This window comes from Streptomyces sp. NPDC021225, assembly GCF_044332865.1.
Classification (GTDB): Bacteria; Actinomycetota; Actinomycetes; order Streptomycetales; family Streptomycetaceae; genus Streptomyces.
This window is the reverse complement of the sequence record NZ_JBIRPV010000012.1, coordinates 57339-75541: the sequence shown is the minus strand read 5'-3', so window position 1 is coordinate 75541 and position 18203 is coordinate 57339. Positions and strand designations below refer to the sequence as shown.

Below are 18203 nucleotides of genomic sequence, written 5' to 3'. Positions count from 1 at the left end.
GGCGCGCGAAGGCGCGCCGTTTCAGACCGTTTCCGGCCGGAATCACAGACCTGAGACGTGAATCTGTTCCCATCTGCGGAAACAACCGGTGTTTCCGTTCCGCAACACTCTGACCGCTTGCAGAGTGGAGCCACCTGCGTAGCGGGACGAGACGTCACCGGCGGTCATATGCCGCCGCAGCCGAGGGGATTGCTGTGAACCGTGCACTGCTGACCACGCGGTCGGCCCTCATCCTTCTGCTGGCGATCCTGTGCGGCATCGGAGCAGCCATCCTGACCGGCTCCGCCGGCGCAAGCCCTTCGAAAGCGGTCCTGTCAGGAGTGGCGGCCTTCGGCTTCGCCGTGCCGTTCTTCAACACACTCATCGAATGATCACCGAGCGTGGTGGACTACGGCGGCTTTGCGTGGTGGGAACCTATGTCAGCGACGGGCACGGAGAGGTAGGACGGACAGGTGAGGGAGCGCGAATTCACGGGGGCTGGGGAGACTTCCTTCGGCGACGTGGAAGACCTCAAGGGCTTCAAACCCTTATTACCTGGTCTTTCCCCGGAGGCGCGAGACTTGGCACGCGCGCTGCGGGGTCTGTTCCGGGCCACGGGCAAGAGCTTGCGTGAGTTCGCCTCATGCCATCACGTCAGCGCGCCCTCCCTCTCCCGCTACTTCGCGGGTGAACGAATTCCTGACAAACAGTTCCTCGACGTCCTGATGAAGGCGGCGTGCGGCTTCAACGGGATCGAGGTCACCGCGGACTTGCAGGGACACCTCTACCAGAGGCACCGCGAGGCACTGCTGGCCGTCCAGCCGGCCAGGTACCGCGAGCAGATGGCCAGTGACCGTCTGGAGGACGCGGTTCTGGAGAAGGAACAGGCCGAGCTGCGCATCCGCGAACTCGAAAAGGACGTATCCGATCAGAAACGCCTGCTGGGTGAGCTCGAATCGTCAATCCGGCAGAACGAGGCGGCCTACGCGCGCAGGCAGCAGCGTTTGGGGGCAGCGCTTGAACTGCACCGCCGTCAGAAGGCCGAGCTCGAAGGGCGGTGCGAGCACCTGCGCGCGACGATCGAGGACCTGGAGACGGCGCTGGAAGAAGCGGTGCGCGACCGAGACGCCGCACAAACGCGCTGTGCGGAACTCGAAGCAGAGCTCGCCGCCGCGGAAGAAGCGGCAGAGCGCGAAGCACTGGAACGGCAGGTGCAGGATGAACGTCTGCGCATCGCGAAGGCGGCGGATACCGCCGAGCAGTATCGCGTAGACCTTGAGCGGGTACACAGAGAGGCCGAGCAGGTGCGCTTGGCGGCCGCCCGGGATGCCGCTGCCCGCCGCGAAGAGTCCGAGGCGAAGGCCAGAGAGATCATTGAAGAAGCCACTTCCAGGGTGACGCGGATCCGACCCTCGGTCGTCAGCAGGTCAGCGGCGCTGCGGCAACTGAGGGACTACGCGCTCGACATCGCGAATCGAAGCCTTCCCGGGCTGGTCGAGGAGCTGTCCCGAGCCGACCTGGACAAGGCCGATATCACGGTCAAGCCGGTCGGTATTCACAGCAAGGACGAAATCGGGGCGGTCGCCCGCGCCTTCGACGAGGTCCACCGCCAGGCGGTCCGGCTCGTTGCTGAGCAGACGCTGCTCCGCCGCCACATCACCTCGATGGTCAGTAACCTCGCCCATCGCAATCTGGGCCTCCTTCAGGCCCAACTGGGCCTGATCAGCGCACTGGAGAACGAGGAGGCCGACCGGGACCAGTTGGAGAACCTCTTCAAGCTGGACCACCTCGCGGTCCGCATGCGCCGCAGCGGCGAAAACCTCCTGACCCTCATCGGCGCGGAGCCTCACCTCCGGTGGCCCCATCCTGTCCCACTGATCGACGTCCTGCGAGCTGCCTCCTCTGAGATGGAGCAGTACCAGCGCATCGAACTTACCGGCATCCCCGAGGCCGGGATCCGCGGCCGCGCCGTGACCGACCTGGTGCACCTGCTCGCCGAGCTCCTGGAGAACGCCACCACCTTCTCCTCTCCGTACACCAAGGTGCGGGTGACCGCGATCCGGCTGCCCGACGGCCGTGTCATGATCGAGATCCATGACGAGGGCATCGGCCTGACTGTCGCGGACTTGGCGGACATCAACCACAAGCTGGCCAACCCGCCGACCGTGGACGCCGCGGTCTCGCAGCGCATGGGCCTCGTCGTGGTCGGCTGCCTCGCCGATCGGCACGGCATCCGCGTCCAGCTGTGCCCCTCCGACAATCACGACGGCACCACGTCGCTGGTCATGCTGCCCAACGCGATCATCCAAGGCTGATCTGCCGATCAAGAGAGACGCCGGGCGCTTGGCTTCACAGCTGCGGGCGTGCGATCAGCCGGATGTCAGGTCCTGACCGCGCGACGTCCAGCAGCTCGCACCGCAGGATGTCGTCGATGGTCTCGATGGTGCCGCCCTGGAGCGCGCTCTTACCGCGTCCGAGGAGCGCGGGCGCGATATAGGCGATGACGCGGTCGACCAGCCCGGCCGACACGAAGGAAGCGGCGAGGGTGGGCCCGCCTTCGAGGAACATCCCGCGCACGCCGCGCGATGACAACTCGCGCAGCAGCGCGTCGAGATCCAGGCCCTCCTTGGCGCGCGGGAGCCGGACGACGGTCCCGATGCCCTCCAGGTGCGTGGCGTCCGCGTCCTCGGCCACGGCGATGATCGTGGGCGCGGCGGCATCGAGCACGCGGGCCCCGGCGGGCGTGCGCGCGTTGCTGTCGACGATCACCCGCCACGGCTGCTCGTCGGCTGGTACGGCCACCTTCAGCTTGGGGTCGTCCACCGCCGAGCGCACGGCGAGGTGCGGATTGTCCGCTTGCTGTGTGCCGGAGCCCACCACCGTAGCCTGGCAGGCCGCGCGCAGGGCATGGACCTCGGCTCGCGACGCCGCGCTCGTGATCCACTGGCTGGTGGAATCCGCTGCGGCGATCCGGCCGTCCAGCGTGGCCGCGTACTTGTAGACGACGTACGGGCGTCCCTCAACAGTGGTCCACTCGTCGGCGCCGACCAACTCGCTGATGTCCATGGGTCCCTTTCCCGGAGGTTTATATCGGTGAGCCTAGGTCAGACAGTGGCGATTGCCTCGGTCAGGCTCTGGACCATCGCGGTGCGCCGCCAGGGCGCGAGGCCGGTGACGACCCGGCGCAGCTCTGCGGTGGTGCGTCGTGACTCCGTCTCGCGGGTGATCTCCAGGGCTTCCATGGCGGTGCTGCAAGCCGCATCGGGGGAACGGTTTGCGGCGTGAGCGCCCGCGAGGCGTGCCAGGTGCAGCCCGCGCTCGCGTTGGTAGGTATCAGGCCAACTTTTGAGCGCTCGCTGGTAGGCGGTCACGGCGTCGGCTGGCTTGCCCAAGCGAAGGTAGCAAGTCGCCCGCTGGGCCTTGGCGTAGGAAGAGTTGCAGTACCCCCCAAGCTGATTGGTCACCGCATCGTCTCCGCCGACGAGTGCGTCGGCGGCGTCGAGCGCGCGCAGGGCCTTGCTCTCGTCGCCGCCAAGCGCGTGGCCGTGCGCCTCCTGGAGGCGAGCCGAGGCGCGGATACGGGCGGACACATCGCCTCGGACTCGTAGCGCAGCCGCCGCCAAACCAACCGCCCGCTGTTGCTGCATCAGACCGACGGATTGCTGGGACTTGCGCATCAGGATGAATGCCTGGAGCACGGGCTCGTCGGCCTCCTGCGCCCACTCCATCGCGCGGTCGGACCACCATAGGCCCTTGTCGGGGTGGCCGAGGTCCTCGTACAGCCAGCCGGCGAATTCTGCCCACTCGGAGGCGGTTTCCAGGATGCGGCGGCGAAGGGCACCGGTAGCTACAGGAAGCAGTTGCTGCTCGATGACAGCGAGGTGGTCATGGACGGCGCTGATGGCGGAGTGCGGTCCGTAAAGCCCGTCTGATTGGACCAGGGTGGAGCGAAGCTGGGAGAGGTGGCCAACGACCGCTGGATTGATCGGGCGGCGGCTCGTGGAGCCGACTGGGGTGGGGAGTATACCGAGGCCGGCCGCTGCGCCCAGAAAGTAACGGCGGTTCACGTCAGCATTGTGGGTGGTGCCTCCGGCCAATCCGACTTCGGAGGGATGCATTCCGAGCCGGTCGGCGACGAGCGCGAGCACATCGACGTCGCGGGCAGACTGACGACCGCGTTCTAACCGGCTGATGGTGCTCTGGCTGTACCCGCACATTTCGGCCAGTTGCCGTTGCGGCCAACCGCGTTCGCGGCGGGCGGCCGCGATGGCCTCACCTGCGCTGCGGTGGTGTGCTGACTGCGCCATATCCGCTCCCGATCTGCGGTGGGCGTGGCTCGACAAGGAATACCCACAGTAGCGATCCAGTCGCAGGCGTAGGGCAGGTTCCGCATACGCACAGCGTCAGATGCATACGCCCGAGACGGCGGCAACGGCGCAGCGGTTGCCTGGATGCACTGGGAGACACGCTCCGCCGGAGGCATCTTCATGACATTCGCTCAGCCCGCGCCCGCCGCGTGGACACCGCCGCGCGGCAACGACGTAGAGATGGTCGAGGTCGGCCACTACTGGGACGCTGTGCGCGCCCCCAAGGCCATCAGCGAACGCACCCTTGATCTTCTCGGCAAGCAGGGCGGCGCCGTCATCGCCGACTACAGCACCATGTACTGGCTCATCTCGCCGGGAAGCGCCCACTACTGGCAGCCCATCCGGCAGGTGCAGGTACTTGCGACGACCACCGCCGAGCTCACGTACATGGGTGTGCCGCCCGGGCACTGCAGGAAGGGACCCGGCCTGCACTGGCACATTCCGGTGGGTCCCAACCGGTACCTGACCGACGCCGAGCAACTGCGCCAGGCCCTTCTTCTTGCGGCGGTTGTCGAGTTCGGTTCCGGCGAGGAGGCCAGTCAGTGACGTCTCATGTCTGCGCGCGCTGCGACAAGCCGACCAACGAGCCGGTCATCGTGGGACACGTGCACTCCGCGAGCATCGGCGGCCGGACTATCTACTCCTGCCCCGAGCACGCCCTCACCTTCCCCCAACACATCGACCCGATCGTTCAGATCGACGCTCTACGGCGCGCTCGCCACGAGGGTGAGGCGGTCATGGCACTGCGGGCAGCTCAGGCGGGGAGAGCATGGTGACTGCCCCGGTCGGCGCCCGGCGCCTGTCCCCGTACTGCGCGCTGTACACCGCCGAACCCGACACCACGCCCACCGAGATCCACGGGTTCTGCAATGGACCAGGCGAGGTCCGCGCGGCACCCATACCGCCCGCGACCCGTGGCGCGCTCATCTTCACCGTCCGGTGTGACTGCGACTGCCACAAGGCGCCGCCCATCGAGGCGCTGAAGGCAGACGCCACCTAGACCGGTGGGCCGCTCGGCGGCCCATCCCCCATCCCCTGCCCCTCCGGGGCAGGGCCTCGCCCCGGCCCCCGCTTGCAGGCCAGTGACCGGGACGAGCACCGCGCAACCGCGCGAGGACACCCCTGCACATCTGAACTCACAGGAGCAGCCCATGCGATTACAGCACGCCTCCCGCCAGGACCCAGAAGGCGGCGACACCATGCCGGACACCGACGCCCCGACACCCGGCGGACAGACACCCGGCGACTCCGACGACGGACGACAGTACGCGCACTAGCCGACCGCGGCCCCGCCCTCAGACCGCCCCGCCGGGGCGGGGCCGCTCCCACCCCGCAGGAGCCACCCTCATGACAGCGTCACACTGGCACTGCTACCGCTGGACCGGAGAACGCCGAACCTACGACGACGAGTCCACACGCCGCCCACCACACCTCGTCGTCCACGATGTCTCGCCCCAGGAGTGGAGGCAGATCGCCTCCGCGAGCCCCGCGTTCATGGCGAGCGAGGTGCCGCCGCTGGAGGTACCGCACTGGCTGCTGCGCCCCGCCAGGATGATCAAGGCGACCTTCGGGGAACCGGAGAAAGCCGCTGTCTGGTACCAAGACCAGGTCACCGACCTGACCCCCGCCTTCATGACCGACCACGACAAGAACCCCGCGCGGCAGACCGAACGGTTCGCGGCCGCAGGGGACCGGCTCGGCTGGGGTGGGGATGTTGTGGGCGGGTGGTATCTGCGGGGGACCGGATTCGCCTCCGTCCACGTGGTCGCATGCAGCGCGAACCGGATCCGCCCGGCCATCCCCTGCCCGATAAGCCCCTAGCCGTCGGCCATGGTGAGGGTCCACGACCCACGGGCCCGCACCTGGTACCACCCGGGGCCGGGAAGGGAGAATGACACGTCCTGGTCGCCCGTCCCGGACGCGGCCGTGGCCCACCTGACGAGCCGTCCGTTCAGGGCGAGCAGTTCGAACCGTCCGGGGCCGCGATGGGCGAAAACAGCCGGGCCGGCAGGGCCGTCGTGGCGGACCAGGCCGTCGCCGTGGCCGAGGGTCATCGGATCGTGCGCTGCGACCTCATCCAGGGTGTGCGCGGTGGCCGCCCAGTCCGTGCCTGCGGCTCCGTCGTCCGCCGCCGCCTCCACCCACACCTGGGTCCCGCCCCTCCCGGCCGGGAGCGGAAGCAGGGCGCCCGCCGGTCCGCCCCCGCCGTGCACCCGGTAGGTCTGCCCTCCGCGCCCCGGGTCCCTGCTCACGATGAAACGGGCCGGGGAGACGGCCACCACCCGCAGGACATAGGGCCCCCGCGCGTCCGGCAGTGTCACGGGACGACGACGCTCGTCTCCGTACGCCTCGTCCTTGCCGGACGCCCTCGGGCCGGAGATCTCGGCCAGGCGCGCGGCGTCGGTGGCGCAGACGGCCACGAGGCGCTCCCGGCCGCCCTCCGGCGCCCACCGGACGCGCGCCGTCGCGCGGCCGTGAACGGGGTCGAAGAAGCACTCCGGCATCCGGTCCGGCGGACGCTGCCCCGCGAGCCGGGCGTCGAGGACGGCCAGCGCGTGCCGGCCGTCCTCCACCGCTTCCCGCGCGCCGTGCGGGTCGTCGTCCGCTGCCCTGCGTTTGGCCCGGTCGTAGGCGTCGAGGGCGTCCAGCAGGTCCCGCCGCATGGCGGCCGTCGTACCGTCCTGACCGGGGCGGAAGGGATGCTCGTCAAGGGCGATGCCGAGAGCCGTGATCGCCGCGTCGAGCCGCGCCCGCTCCGCAGCCTGCGGCTTTTTCGGGCTCCCCGTGAACGGACTGCGCCACCGCCACCTCATGCCGTCCCTCCCGAGCGCACCGTGTCCTGGCAGGCGTTCGACCGCCTGTTCGCCGTGAATGTGAGGGCACCGTACTTCATCATCCAGCTCGCGCCGCCACCGATGGGCGACGGCGGCCGGATCACCAACATCGGCTCCGGGGCGCCCGGATCGCGGTCGCCGTGCATCCGATGATCGGCCCTCCGCCCCTGCTCAGAGAGGCAGAGCGGGTACCCCAGCGGTGGCTGGGGGAGAACCGAGCACGACAAGGAATCAGTGCCGGCCGGTGATCGTGTCGGCCAGCCGGGCGAAGGTCGAGGTGCCCTCGTGGCGGGCGCTGCCCTCGCTGAGGTCGGCGATTCGGTAGAGGCCGTACATGGCGTAGGAGCCCAGCCAGCGCAGCGGTTCCGGTTCCCAGCGGGGGGAGGTCCGGCCCGACCAGGGCAGGCGGGTGTAGCGGGTCTCCTTCCCGGCCACCAGGTCGGCGAGGGTTCGGCCGGCCAGGTAGGAGGCCGTCACGCCCTGGCCGACGTAGCCCCCGGCGTGGCCGAGGCCCGTCGCCGGGTCCCACACCACCGAGGGGGACCAGTCGCGCGGTACGCCCAGGGAGCCGCACCAGGCGTGGGCGAGTTCGAAGCGCACCTCGGGCCACAGGCCGCGCAGCACGCCGTGCAGCTGGCCGATGGTCCAGCGGTCCAGGCGTCCGTCCTGGTCGAGCCGGGAGCCGAAGCGGTACGGGAGGCCGCGGCCGCCGAGGGCGATGCGGCCGTCGGCGGTGCGCTGGGCGTAGAAGTAGGTGTGCTGGGCGCCGGAGAGGGCTTCGCCGCCGGTCCAGCCGATGGTCTTCCAGTCCGCTTCGGACAGCGGCTCGGTGATGACCATCGAGCTGTTCATGGGCAGCATGTCGCGGCGGCGGCCGGGCAGCCGCGCGGTGTATCCCTCGGTGGCGCGCAGGACGTGGCGGGCGGTCACGGTGCCGTGCGCGGTGCGGACGCGGCCGGGGGCGATGTCCAGGGCCGGGGTGCGCTCGGCGATCCGGACGCCGGCGGCCTCGGCGGCCGAGGCCAGGCCGGCGACCAGCTTTCCGGGGTGGAGCCGTACGTTGTGCGGGCTGTAGAGCGCGCCGAGCATCCCGTCGATGCTGATCCGGTCGGCCGCCTCGGCTGCGGACAGCAGCCGTACGTCGTCCTCGGTCATGCCCCACGCGCGCTCGGCCTCGACCGCCGCCCGGAGCCGGGCGAGTTCGGCGGGGGTGCGGCCGATGGTGAGGTAGCCGCCGTGCACGGCGTCCACGTCCACGGCGTGGTCGGCCATGATCCCGAGGATCTCGTCGAACGCGTCGACCGCCGCGCGCCGCAGTTCGAGGACCGCCTCCCGGCCTCCGGGGCCCTCGGCCATGTGGCGGGAGAGCCCGATCATCTTGCCGGAGAGCCAGCCGCCGTTGCGGCCGGAGGCGCCGTAGCCGACGTGCTGCGCCTCGACCACGAGGATCGAGGCGTCGGGCAGCGCCTGGCGGAGCCAGTACGCGGTCCACAGCCCGGTGTATCCGGCGCCGACGACGCACACGTCGACGGTGGTGTCCCCGTCCAGCGGGGGCCTTTCCGGGCGTTCGGAGGCGGCCGTGTCCTGCATCCAGTAGGAGACCTGACCGTTGATCACTTCGCTTGTCCTTATCAAGAGGTCATGTGGCGGGGACCACGGCGGCGACGGCCGGGTCCCAGGTGGCGAAGCCGGTGTCGCCGACGCGCAGCCCGGAGGCGGTGCCGGGGCCCTCCCGGACCAGCCCGGTGGACCCGCCGGGCAGTTCGACGGTCAGCTTCCGCGAGTGGCCGAGGTACGTCTCGTCGCGCACGGTGATCGGCACCCCGGCCCGGCCGGGGGCCGGCTGCTCGGCCGACAGCCGCAGCCGCTCGGGGCGGATCACGACCACGGCGTCGCCGCGCACCGTGTGGGCGCCGCCCAGCGGCACGCCGTACGCGCCCGCGTGCAGCCGCCCCGGGTCGTCGGGGTGGACGACGCCGCGCAGCAGCGTGGACTCGCCGAGGAACTGGGCCACGAACAGCGACTCGGGCCGCTCGTAGAGCTCCTCCGCGGTGCCCACCTGCACGATCCGCCCGTCGTCGTAGACGGCGATCCGGTCGGAGAGGGTGAGCGCCTCCTCCTGGTCGTGGGTGACATAGAGGAACGTGGTGCCCACCTGGCGGTGGATCTCCCGGATCTCCTCCTGGAGGGCCTCGCGGAGCTTCTTGTCGAGCGCGCCCAGCGGCTCGTCCATGAGCAGCACCGGCGGCCGGTAGACGATGGCCCGCGCGAAGGCGACCCGCTGCTGCTGGCCGCCGGACAGCTCCGCGGGGCGGCGCCGTTCGAACCCCTCCAGCTGTACGGTCCGCACCGCCGCGCGCACCAGTTCGCGCCGCCGCGCCTTCGGCAGCTTCCGCTGCCGCAACGGGAATTCGATGTTGTCCCACACACTCAGGTGCGGGAACAGGGCGTAGCCCTGGAAGACCATGCCCATCTCGCGCCGGTGCGGGGGCACGGAGTTCAGCGGCTTGCCGTCGACCAGGATGTCGCCCGAGGTCGGCGGCACAAAGCCCGCGATCATGTTGAGCGTGGTCGTCTTGCCCGAGCCGCTGGGGCCCAGGAAGGTCATGAACTCGCCCGGCTGGATGGTGAGATAGACGCCGCGCACGGCCCGGCTCGACCCGTAGTTCTTGGTCAGGCCGCGCAGTTCGATGGCGGCCCCGGTGCGCTTGAGGTCGGCCGACGTGAGGTCGGCGGACCCGCCGCGCTTGAGGTCAGCTGACACGTCGCCTCCGCGATGGTGCGAGCAGCGCGATCGCGATCAGCGCGCTGGTGAAGCAGATGATGAGGGTGGCCGCGGCGGCGATGGTGGGATCGACGTCGCGCTGGATGCTGCTGTACATCCGCACCGGCAGGGTCTCCAGATAGGGGCTGGAGATGAACATGGACACCACGACCTCGTCGAAGGAGGTCACGAAGGCGAACATGAACCCGGACAGCAGACCGGGCGCGATCACCGGCAGGGTGACCGTGAGAAAGGCGCGCCCGCGGCTCGCGCCGCAGATCGCCGCCGCGCGCTCCAGCGTGGTGTCGAACCGCGACAGCACCGAGGACACCGGGACGATCACGAACGGCAGGGCCAGCACGGTGTGCGCGATCAGGAACCCGGTGAACGTCCCCACCAGCCGCAGCTGGAGGAACAGCGCGTAGAGGCCCACCGCGAAGACGACCGTGGGCACCAGCATCGGGGCGATCAGCAGCGCGCCCGCCACGCCCCGGCCCCGGAACCGGCCGCGGGTCAGGGCGTAGCTGGCGGCCGTGCCCAGCACGGTGGCCAGGACCCCGACGAGGGCGGCGATCTGGAGCGAGTTCAGCAGATCGGCCACCCAGCGGCTGTCCGAGAAGAACGACTCGTACCACCGCAGGGACCAGCGCTCGGGCGGAAACGCCAGCGAGCGCTGCCCGGTGAAGCTGAGCGGGATCACCACCAGCGTCGGGGCGACCAGCCAGAGCGCGACCAGCGCGCCGAAGATCTTGAGGGGGATTCGCCTGCTCACAGCTCCAGACCTCCCGTGACCTGGGCCGACTTACCGGTGACCCGCTTGGACACCCAGGCCGTCACCGCGAGCAGCAGGCCCGCCGTGAGCAGCAGGGCCACCGCGAGCGCCCCGCCGCGGCCCCAGTTCAGCAACTCGCTGATCTGCGTGTACAGCGCGTTGGGCAGCAGCTCCTGGCGGGGCGAGCCGAGCACGGCGGGGGTGATGTAGAAGCCGAGCGAGAGGATGAACACCATCAGCGACCCGGCGAACACCCCGGGCAGCGACAGCGGGACGAAGACCCGCCGGAACGCCGTCCAGGGCGGTGCGCCGCAGATCATCCCGGCCTGCACCACCCGCCGGTCGATCGAGCGCATCGCGTTGAACAGGGGCAGCACCATGAACGGCATCAGGAGCTGGCACATGCCGATCAGCACGCCCGTGGTGGTCCCGAGCAGATGCGTCTCGCCGAGGCCCAGCGCGCCCAGGACCGTGTTGAGCACGCCGTTGTCCTGAAGGATGATCACCCAGGCGAAGACGCGCACCATCAGGCTGGTCCAGAACGGCATCAGCACGGCCAGCATCAGCAGCCCGCGCAGCGCCGGTCCGGACACCGTCATCAGATACGCGTACGGGTAGCCGAGCACCAGGGTGATCAGCGTGGCCAGGGCGGCGACGGCCAGGGTGCGGCCCAGCACCTCGAGCGAGGTGGTGTCGTGCAGCAGCCACGAGAAGTTCTGGAGACCGGGCTCCGGCTGGGTGACGCTGCGCACCACGATCGTGGCGACCGGGTAGACGAAGCCGGCCAGCACCAGCAGCGCGGTCGGCACGATCAGCAGCCAGCGCCGGGGGGAGCCGGGGGCCCGGTCGGTGGCGGCGGGGGGCTCCGCGCGCCCGCCCGGCCGGTCGGCGTGCCGGCCGGGCGTCGTACGGTCCGTACGGGGGGAGAGCGCTGTCATCCGTTCAGCCAGTCGGACCAGGCCTTGGACAGCTTGTCCCGGTTCTTGCCCCAGTAGGTGAAGTCGGGGGTGATGGACTGGTTGAGCACCGTCTCCTGTGTCGGGTCGAGCTTCTTGCCCTGCGGGGACAGCTTGGGCTTGGCGCCGACGTTGACCGGCGCGTAGCTGGTGTACTCGGACTGCCTGGTCTGCTGCTCGGCCCCGAGCGCGTAGTTGATCAGGCCCATCGCGGCCTTGTCGTTCTTCGAGCCCTTCGGCACGGCGAACACGTCATAGAGGGTGAAGCTGTTGTTCCACACCGGGCGGAAGTCGGCGCCGTTGGCGTTGGCCTCGTAGATGCGGCCGCTCCACGCCATCACCATGTCCGCCTGGCCGGACTGCACGATCTGGGTCTGCTGGGCGCCGGTCTTCCAGTACGTGAGGTCGGACTTGACGCTGTCCCACTTGCGCAGCGCCCGCTTGGTGTCCAGCGGGTACAGCTTGCTCGGGCCCACGCCGTCGGCCAGCAGGGCCGCCTCGAAGATGCCGGGGGTGGGGGTCGGACGGCCGTCGACGCCCCGCTTGCCCGGGAACTTCTCGGTGTCGAAGAAGTCCGCCCAGGTCGTGGGGGGATTGTCCCCGTACTTCTCGGCGTTGTAGAAGAGGCCGTACCCGTAGATCAGCGAGGGGACCATGCAGTCCGACTCGGGGGTCTGGCGCGGCAGCTGGCTGGTGTCGATGATTTTGTAGTCCAGCTTTTCGTACAGCGTCCCGCAGTTGGCGGCGGCGTCCCACGGGGTGGTGTCGACCACGTCCCACAGCACGTTCTTGGAGTCCACCTGCGTCTTGATCTTGGCCGGGTCGGTGGGGCCGTCGGTGAGCACATCGGCGCCGGACTCCTTGGCGAACGGCTCGACGAACGCGGCCTCCTGGCCGTCCTGCATGCCGCCGCCGTATGACACATAGGTCATCCGGACGTCCTTGAGCGCTTCCTTCTTGACCGTGCCCGCGGGCTTGCCGACGAGATCGGCCGCGTCGGCCTCCTTGCCGGGCCCCCCTTGCGCGCAGCCGGCCGTGAGCAGCACACCGACGGTCGCGAAGGCGGTCCCGGCCAGCGCGGGGCGTCGGGTCCGCACTCCGCGGAACGCCCCGTGGAATGCTCCGGAGAATGGGGATCGGGGGGACATCGGCTACTCCTTGTCGCCGGGCTGAACGGGGCCCAGCACCCAGTGGACGACGGACATGGCATCGGTCTCGTTGACGATGCGGTGCGGTTGCCTGGAGTCGAAGTCCAGGCTGTCTCCCTCGCCGAGCACGAAGCGCTCGGTGTCGAGCAGTACGGTCACCTGGTTGGTCAGCACCACGACGACCTCATGCCACCCGGGGTGGCTGTACTGCTCGTCCCCGGTCGAGCCTCCCGGCGCGAACTCGGCCTCGTACACCCCGAAACCGGCCAGCGGTTCCCGGGTGAGCGAGGTCTTGCGGCCACCACCGACCCAGGGGAGCTCCGGCCGGTCCTGGGCGCGCAGGGGCGTGGGACCGATGGCCGAGGTGTCGAACAGCTCGGCCATGGTGATGCCGAGGGCGGAGGCGATGCGCGCCAGCGTCGAGATGGAGGCGCTGCTGCGCCCGCGCTCGAGCTGGCTGAGGAAGCTCCCGCTGACGTCGCTGCGCTCCGCGAGGGCGCGCAGCGACATACGGCGCAGGCGTCGGAACGCATGCACACGCCTGCCCACGTCCGACTCGGGACGTTCGGCGGGCGGTTCGGGGGCGGACTTCGGTTCGGGGACGGACTTGGGTTCGGCGGACACTTGAGCTCCGGGCGGGGTAGGAAGCGGAAGTGATCGACGGGAGATGAATGGCAAGCACCATGACACGGCCCAACTGGCGTGACAAGAGTTGCTTAACAAAATCTGTCAGGTGTGAAGTAACCGTGATGCAGGCGTAGTTGAGATGAATGGATGGGGTGCGGGCGGCGCCGGAGCGGCGCTCGCGTGCCGCGGGCCGTTCTGTCATGGCCGCGTCGCAGGTCAGAGGCTTGCCGCCATCCCTTGCCTGCCCCGGCCGTCCGGCGCAAGCTGGAGTCATGAGCGCTCAGGTGGCCCCTACGCTCATCACATCCGTGCAGCGGGCCTTCCGGCTGCTGGAGGCCGTGGGCGCGCACGAGGGCGGCGCGCCGGCGAAGCAGCTCGCACGCGAGGTGGGGCTGCCCCTGGCCACCACCTACCACCTGCTGCGCACGCTCTGTCACGACGGGTATGCGCACAAGCTCGACGACGGCGGGTTCGTGGTCGGGGAGAAGGTCGACGCCCTGCGCGCCGGCAGCCGCGGCCAGACGCTGCTGGCCCGCGTCCGCCCCACGCTCGCCGCGCTGCGCGACGAGCTGTCGGTCGCCGCGTATCTGACCTTCTACGAGGATGGCGAGATCAGGGTCGTCGACATCGTCGACAGCCCGCGGGTGCCGCGGGTGGACCTCGGGGTGGGGTTCGAGGAGGCCGGACACGCCACGGCGCTGGGCAAGTGCGTGTTGCGCGAGCTGGGCGCCGATTCCCGCGAGGACTATCTGTCCCGGCACCCGCTGGTCGATCTCACGCCCCGGACCGTGACCCACCGGGCCGAACTTCTCCGGCGCCTCGACGCCGGCCCGTCCGGGGCGCCCGTCCTCGACCGCGAGGAGTCCGTCCTCGGTGCGGTCTGTCTCGCGGTGCCCGTCTACAGCGGGGACATGCTCGGCGCGCTCGGGGTCTCGCTGCGGGCGGAGTCGTCCTCGCGCTTGGGGTCCTCCCGTCTGAGGTCCTCCCGTCCCGGGGCCGCGCGCGTCGGGGCCTCGCGCCTGGACGTGGTCCGGGCCCGGCTGATCCCCGCGGGCGACCGCGTGACCAGGGGGCTTTCGCTCACTATCTGAAATTCGAACTCTTGTAATGGCCATCGTGGGCGTGTTGTCTATAAGGGACGTCTCCACAAGAGACGGGCATCACGGACATTCGGGCGAGAGCAGCCTGGGTGCGCGCCGCGAGCGGAGAGAGTTCGGACACTGACATGAGCCAGGCCCGAGACCATCACCATGGCCACCGGCTGAAGCATGCGCATGCCCGGCGGCCGGACCCGGCCTCCTGGGCGGCATCCCTGGACGAATCCCGCTGCGGCGCGTACATCGCCGTCGTGGTGACCGTGCTGACCACCTCCCTGGTCGCGCTGCTCGTCTGCATCGGGGACGCCGGGCTGAGCTGGCTCCCGCTGCTCGCCGTGGGCCCCGCGCTGGCCGCCGCCACCTGCCGGCCCCGCAGCGTGCTGGGCATCGGCTTCCTCGCCGTGGCGCTGGGCGCGGTGCTCGCCGCCCGGACCGGGGAACCGGCCCGCGAGCAGGCGGTCACACTGTCCGCGCTGGTCGCCGTCACCCTGGCCAGCGGGCTGGCCAGCCTGCTGCGCGGGCGCCGCGAACGGGTGCTGGCGGCCGTCCGCTCGGTCGCCGAGACCGCCCAGAACGCCCTGCTCAAGCCGGTGCCCGCGACCGTCGGCCCGTTCCAGGTGGCCGTGCGCTACAGCGCCGCCGCCGCGGAGGCCCGGATCGGCGGCGACCTGTACGCGCTGGTGCCCACGCCGTACGGCGTACGGCTGATCGTGGGCGATGTGCGCGGGAAGGGGCTGCCCGCGGTGGGCACCACCGCGCTGGTGCTCGGCGTCTTCCGCGAGGCCGCGTACGACGAGCCTGACCTGCTCGATGTCGTCGAGCGGATCGAACGCAGCCTGGCCCGCAACCTCGGCCCCGACGATTTCGTGACCGCCGTGGTCGCCGGATACCCCCAGCCGGGCCGGATGGAGGTCGTCAACTGCGGACACGCCCCGCCGCTGCTGGTCAGCCACTCCAACGTCACGGCGGTCGAGCCGACCCACCCGGCCCCGCCGCTGGGGCTGCGCGCCCTGGTCGGCCGCCGCCCGAGTCTCCAGGTGCTGCCCTTCTCCGACGGCGACCAGCTGCTGCTCTACACCGACGGGGTCACCGAGGCCCGGGACGGCATGCGCGCCTTCTACCCGCTGGCCGAGCGGGTGGCCCGGCACGCCTGCGCGGAGCCGTCCCGCACCGTCGCCGCCCTCCACGACGAGCTGCTGGAGCACGTCGGCGGCCGGCTCCACGACGACGCGGCGCTGGTGCTGCTCCGCAAGCCGACGGCCGCGGACACGGCCGCCGCCTCGGCCGTGGCCGCCGGCCCGGGCACCGGTGCCTGAGGCGCCCGGTGCCCGAGGCGCTCAGGGTTCTCAGGGCCGGGCGTCGGTGAGGACCAGCACATCGACGTAGCGGCTGCTCCTGTCCCAGGAGACCGTGACCACGCCGTTCCGGGCGTGCGACGGCACCAGTTCCTGCGCCCCGCCGCCTCGCCTCCCGTCCAGCTCGGGCAGGTCGAGGAAGTGCAGGAGTTCGCCGCGCTCGGCGTCCAGGACCAGCAGCCGCGACGGGCCGGGCGGGGGCGGCCAGCCCTTCTCCTGGGGCGGCTGCTCCACGACATACACCCGTCCGTCGGCGACCACCGCCTCCCCGAGGCGGGTGCCCTTCGGCGGCCGGTGGGTCCACCGGCGCCGGCCGTCGTCCAGGGCGTAGCCGCGCAGCGCGCCGGGGTCGTCGTAAGCCTGGGACACCAGGGTCCTGGCCGTGTTTCCCCGCGCCCGCTCCCCGTCGGGGAACGGCAGGGTACGGGTGCTGGGCCGCCGCCCGGACACATCGGTCACCGACATGCCGCCGTCGCTGTCGGCCGGGGCGGCGACCAGGGTGGCGTCGTCCACGGGCCGGTACGGGGCGAGCCGCGCGTCGTGCGCGAACCGCCACCGTACGGCGCCGGTGTCCGCGTCCAGCCCGATCTGCGCCATCCGGGCGGTCTGCGGATCGTCGTCCAGGGCGGGGTCGTCCGGGCAGCCGCCGGCCTCCACGACGTACACCTCCCCCAGCGCGAATGGTGCGTCCGTGGGCGACCACCGCTCGCAGCCCTTCGGCGGCGCGGCCCGCCACCGGCGCTTCCCGTCGGCCGCGGAGAGCGCCCACAGCTCCTCCTCGGACGCGACGAGCACGGTTCCGTCCATGACGCGCAGGTTCGTGACCAGGCCGTGGTAGCCGTCGTCGAGCGTCCTCGGCGTCTCGGCGTGCCACCGCGGCTCGCCGGTGCGCAGATCGACGGCGGTCAGGCCCCCGCCGTTCCACCACAGGAGGGCCAGTTCGTCGCCGATCACCAGGTCGTACGGGAGCTCCTTGTCGCGCCCGTACTGCCAGTGGATCCGGTCCGTGCGCACATTCCGCGCGGTCAGGCGGGTGCCGTCGCGGGTGGTGTCCTTGTAGAGCGCCAGCCCGCCGACGACGGCAAGGGGAGTCCTGTTCAGGCGCCGCACCATCTCGCCGGGGCGGGCCGGGGCCGTCTTCCCCAGCGCCACGGGCGCCTTGCCGTACGGCCCCTTCGTCCACTCGCGCGGGCCGTCGTCGTCCGTGAACCGGGCGTACGCCTGCCAGCCGCCCGCCCCCAGCGCGAGGACGAGCACCACGGCGAGCGGCACCCGCAGCCGGGGCCGGGACGCGAACCAGCGGTCCCACAGGCGTCGAATGGACATCGTGTGCTCCCTCCCCTGGCGGCCGGCGCCCCGCTCAGGGGACGCCGGCCGCTGCTCACTGCGCCCGCGCTATGACCGGCAGACTCGCACTTCGCGGCTGGGCTGGCTGGCCTGGGTCCACTTGTTGCCGGTGTTCGCCCAGTTGAAGCCGATGCTCGTGAGTCCGAGGGTGATGCCGGTCGCGCTTTGGGACTTCCAGGAGTGGCCGTACTTGGAGAACGCCTGGAGGTTCCAGCAGCCGCGCTTGCTGGCCTTGAAGGAGATACCCATGACGCCCTGGTACCCCTGCATGTCGATCTTGCCCACATTCGGGCCCTCGTTGAAGAGGAATCCCGCTCCGTAGGCGCTGGACTTGAACGCCTGCGTCATCTTCTTCTTGCCGTAGACCTGCCCGTTGCCCCGATAGACAAGCGAGTGCGCCAGGGGGGTGACCTTCTTGCTGAAGCTGATGGCGAACGCGTCGAGCCCCTTGGTGTTGGAGGGGATCTTCTTCCACTTCCAGCTGGCAGCGGCGATGTAGCGGTCCTTCCCCTCGGCCTTGTAGATGACCGGCTTTGCGATCTTGATCTCATCGCTCGGGTTGCCGAGCGTGCTGAACTCCGAGCCGCCCCCGTCCACCCGCTCCAGGCAGTGGTCCGCGGCCAGCTTCGCGTCGATCCGGTCCTGCGAGATCCTCTGGCCCTCCAGCTTCTGGATGAGCGCGGTGACCTGCTGGGTCTGCGCCTTGACGTCGTCGGCCGACTTGGCGACACAGCCCCGAGCGGCCGGCGCCCCCGCCGGCGCCGACTGGCCGAAAGCCGTCGACGACGCGCCGATCGGGAGCAGAACCGCCCCCGCCATGGCGGCGCCCACCAGTCGCATCTTCGTGTGCATGTGCTTGTTCCCCTCGTTCGCGATGGACTGACGAGGTACGCGGGCCGGTCGCGTTGTCCGGCCGGTGCGACCCCGTCTGACCTCGAGTTTTCGCGGCCGAACGTT

The 18203-nt window shown here is 70.6% G+C and carries 19 protein-coding genes and 1 pseudogene; 9 read left to right on the top strand and 11 right to left on the bottom strand.

Annotation, left to right across the window (positions count from 1 at the left end):
- Positions 1 to 194 precede the first annotated feature (194 nt).
- Positions 195 to 371: a hypothetical protein gene (locus ACH4S9_RS36995; RefSeq protein WP_398376036.1), complete on the top strand. Its 177-nt coding sequence runs from the start codon at positions 195 to 197 to the stop codon at positions 369 to 371.
- A gap of 1035 nt (positions 372 to 1406) precedes the next feature.
- A pseudogene (locus tag ACH4S9_RS36990) lies at positions 1407 to 2291 on the top strand (sensor histidine kinase); the annotation flags it as partial.
- A gap of 37 nt (positions 2292 to 2328) precedes the next feature.
- Here ACH4S9_RS36990 and ACH4S9_RS36985 read toward each other — a convergent pair.
- Together ACH4S9_RS36985 and ACH4S9_RS36980 are read right to left on the bottom strand one after the other, a co-directional pair.
- The gene (locus ACH4S9_RS36985) at positions 2329 to 3045 is read right to left on the bottom strand and encodes a RibD family protein (RefSeq protein ID WP_398376034.1); all 717 of its coding nucleotides are present in this window, start codon (positions 3043 to 3045) and stop codon (positions 2329 to 2331) included.
- A 38-nt stretch (positions 3046 to 3083) separates the two neighbouring features.
- Positions 3084 to 4286 (bottom strand): helix-turn-helix domain-containing protein, encoded by a 1203-nt coding sequence (locus ACH4S9_RS36980; RefSeq protein ID WP_398376032.1) that lies wholly within the window; start codon positions 4284 to 4286, stop codon positions 3084 to 3086.
- Positions 4287 to 4466: 180 nt separating this feature from the next.
- Here ACH4S9_RS36980 and ACH4S9_RS36975 point away from each other — a divergent pair, with 180 nt between their 5' ends.
- From ACH4S9_RS36975 to ACH4S9_RS36955, 5 genes are all read left to right on the top strand, one after another.
- Positions 4467 to 4892 (top strand): hypothetical protein, encoded by a 426-nt coding sequence (locus ACH4S9_RS36975; protein WP_398376030.1) that lies wholly within the window; start codon positions 4467 to 4469, stop codon positions 4890 to 4892.
- A complete protein-coding gene (locus tag ACH4S9_RS36970; protein ID WP_398376028.1) occupies positions 4889 to 5122 on the top strand; it encodes a hypothetical protein in 234 nt (77 codons plus the stop codon). Before ACH4S9_RS36975 ends, ACH4S9_RS36970 begins: the two co-directional genes overlap by 4 nt.
- The gene (locus ACH4S9_RS36965; RefSeq protein ID WP_398376026.1) at positions 5116 to 5346 is read left to right on the top strand and encodes a hypothetical protein; all 231 of its coding nucleotides are present in this window, start codon (positions 5116 to 5118) and stop codon (positions 5344 to 5346) included. Before ACH4S9_RS36970 ends, ACH4S9_RS36965 begins: the two co-directional genes overlap by 7 nt.
- Positions 5347 to 5497: 151 nt before the next feature.
- Positions 5498 to 5623 carry a hypothetical protein gene (locus tag ACH4S9_RS36960; RefSeq protein ID WP_398376024.1) on the top strand — a complete coding sequence of 42 codons (126 nt, stop codon included), beginning with the start codon at positions 5498 to 5500 and terminating at the stop codon, positions 5621 to 5623.
- 70 nt (positions 5624 to 5693) lie between these two features.
- Entirely contained in the window at positions 5694 to 6167 is a 474-nt protein-coding gene (locus tag ACH4S9_RS36955; RefSeq protein ID WP_398376022.1) for a hypothetical protein, read from the top strand.
- Here ACH4S9_RS36955 and ACH4S9_RS36950 read toward each other — a convergent pair.
- From ACH4S9_RS36950 to ACH4S9_RS36920, 7 genes are all read right to left on the bottom strand, one after another.
- Entirely contained in the window at positions 6164 to 7159 is a 996-nt protein-coding gene (locus ACH4S9_RS36950; protein WP_398376020.1) for a hypothetical protein, read from the bottom strand. The two genes, ACH4S9_RS36955 and ACH4S9_RS36950, sit on opposite strands and share 4 nt — an antisense overlap.
- Positions 7160 to 7411: 252 nt before the next feature.
- Positions 7412 to 8797 carry an FAD-dependent oxidoreductase gene (locus tag ACH4S9_RS36945; protein ID WP_311726177.1) on the bottom strand — a complete coding sequence of 462 codons (1386 nt, stop codon included), beginning with the start codon at positions 8795 to 8797 and terminating at the stop codon, positions 7412 to 7414.
- A gap of 22 nt (positions 8798 to 8819) precedes the next feature.
- The gene (locus ACH4S9_RS36940) at positions 8820 to 9944 is read right to left on the bottom strand and encodes an ABC transporter ATP-binding protein (RefSeq protein ID WP_398376018.1); all 1125 of its coding nucleotides are present in this window, start codon (positions 9942 to 9944) and stop codon (positions 8820 to 8822) included.
- Entirely contained in the window at positions 9934 to 10716 is a 783-nt protein-coding gene (locus tag ACH4S9_RS36935; protein ID WP_311726179.1) for an ABC transporter permease, read from the bottom strand. The genes ACH4S9_RS36940 and ACH4S9_RS36935 overlap by 11 nt, the downstream gene beginning before the upstream one ends.
- Positions 10713 to 11654 carry an ABC transporter permease gene (locus tag ACH4S9_RS36930; protein ID WP_311726180.1) on the bottom strand — a complete coding sequence of 314 codons (942 nt, stop codon included), beginning with the start codon at positions 11652 to 11654 and terminating at the stop codon, positions 10713 to 10715. The genes ACH4S9_RS36935 and ACH4S9_RS36930 overlap by 4 nt, the downstream gene beginning before the upstream one ends.
- A complete protein-coding gene (locus ACH4S9_RS36925; protein WP_311726181.1) occupies positions 11651 to 12820 on the bottom strand; it encodes an ABC transporter substrate-binding protein in 1170 nt (389 codons plus the stop codon). The genes ACH4S9_RS36930 and ACH4S9_RS36925 overlap by 4 nt, the downstream gene beginning before the upstream one ends.
- 3 nt (positions 12821 to 12823) lie before the next feature.
- Positions 12824 to 13444, bottom strand: a complete 621-nt coding sequence (locus tag ACH4S9_RS36920) for a helix-turn-helix domain-containing protein (protein WP_311726182.1) — start codon at positions 13442 to 13444, stop codon at positions 12824 to 12826.
- 275 nt (positions 13445 to 13719) lie between these two features.
- Here ACH4S9_RS36920 and ACH4S9_RS36915 point away from each other — a divergent pair, with 275 nt between their 5' ends.
- Together ACH4S9_RS36915 and ACH4S9_RS36910 are read left to right on the top strand one after the other, a co-directional pair.
- Entirely contained in the window at positions 13720 to 14538 is an 819-nt protein-coding gene (locus tag ACH4S9_RS36915) for an IclR family transcriptional regulator (protein WP_398376014.1), read from the top strand.
- 134 nt (positions 14539 to 14672) lie between these two features.
- Positions 14673 to 15860, top strand: coding sequence for a PP2C family protein-serine/threonine phosphatase (locus tag ACH4S9_RS36910; RefSeq protein WP_311726184.1), 1188 nt, complete (start codon positions 14673 to 14675; stop codon positions 15858 to 15860).
- A 30-nt stretch (positions 15861 to 15890) separates the two neighbouring features.
- Here the strand turns inward: ACH4S9_RS36910 and ACH4S9_RS36905 are convergent, their stop codons facing one another.
- Positions 15891 to 17225, bottom strand: a complete 1335-nt coding sequence (locus ACH4S9_RS36905; RefSeq protein ID WP_398376011.1) for a PQQ-binding-like beta-propeller repeat protein — start codon at positions 17223 to 17225, stop codon at positions 15891 to 15893.
- Between the two features lie 69 nt (positions 17226 to 17294).
- On the bottom strand, positions 17295 to 18098 hold the full coding sequence (locus ACH4S9_RS36900) for a hypothetical protein (RefSeq protein ID WP_398376009.1): 804 nt from the start codon (positions 18096 to 18098) through the stop codon (positions 17295 to 17297).
- Positions 18099 to 18203 lie beyond the last annotated feature (105 nt).

What these genes read in the sequence shown, in the direction of transcription:
- ACH4S9_RS36985 (WP_398376034.1), bottom strand. Translation starts at nt 3,045, where the DNA reads ATGGACATCAGCGAGTTGGTCGGCGCCGACGAGTGGACCACTGTTGAG.
- ACH4S9_RS36980 (WP_398376032.1), bottom strand. Translation starts at nt 4,286, where the DNA reads ATGGCGCAGTCAGCACACCACCGCAGCGCAGGTGAGGCCATCGCGGCC.
- ACH4S9_RS36975 (WP_398376030.1), top strand. Translation starts at nt 4,467, where the DNA reads ATGACATTCGCTCAGCCCGCGCCCGCCGCGTGGACACCGCCGCGCGGC.
- ACH4S9_RS36965 (WP_398376026.1), top strand. Translation starts at nt 5,116, where the DNA reads ATGGTGACTGCCCCGGTCGGCGCCCGGCGCCTGTCCCCGTACTGCGCG.
- ACH4S9_RS36960 (WP_398376024.1), top strand. Translation starts at nt 5,498, where the DNA reads ATGCGATTACAGCACGCCTCCCGCCAGGACCCAGAAGGCGGCGACACC.
- ACH4S9_RS36955 (WP_398376022.1), top strand. Translation starts at nt 5,694, where the DNA reads ATGACAGCGTCACACTGGCACTGCTACCGCTGGACCGGAGAACGCCGA.
- ACH4S9_RS36950 (WP_398376020.1), bottom strand. Translation starts at nt 7,159, where the DNA reads ATGAGGTGGCGGTGGCGCAGTCCGTTCACGGGGAGCCCGAAAAAGCCG.
- ACH4S9_RS36930 (WP_311726180.1), bottom strand. Translation starts at nt 11,654, where the DNA reads ATGACAGCGCTCTCCCCCCGTACGGACCGTACGACGCCCGGCCGGCAC.
- ACH4S9_RS36925 (WP_311726181.1), bottom strand. Translation starts at nt 12,820, where the DNA reads ATGTCCCCCCGATCCCCATTCTCCGGAGCATTCCACGGGGCGTTCCGC.
- ACH4S9_RS36915 (WP_398376014.1), top strand. Translation starts at nt 13,720, where the DNA reads ATGAGCGCTCAGGTGGCCCCTACGCTCATCACATCCGTGCAGCGGGCC.
- ACH4S9_RS36910 (WP_311726184.1), top strand. Translation starts at nt 14,673, where the DNA reads ATGAGCCAGGCCCGAGACCATCACCATGGCCACCGGCTGAAGCATGCG.
- ACH4S9_RS36905 (WP_398376011.1), bottom strand. Translation starts at nt 17,225, where the DNA reads ATGTCCATTCGACGCCTGTGGGACCGCTGGTTCGCGTCCCGGCCCCGG.
- ACH4S9_RS36900 (WP_398376009.1), bottom strand. Translation starts at nt 18,098, where the DNA reads ATGCACACGAAGATGCGACTGGTGGGCGCCGCCATGGCGGGGGCGGTT.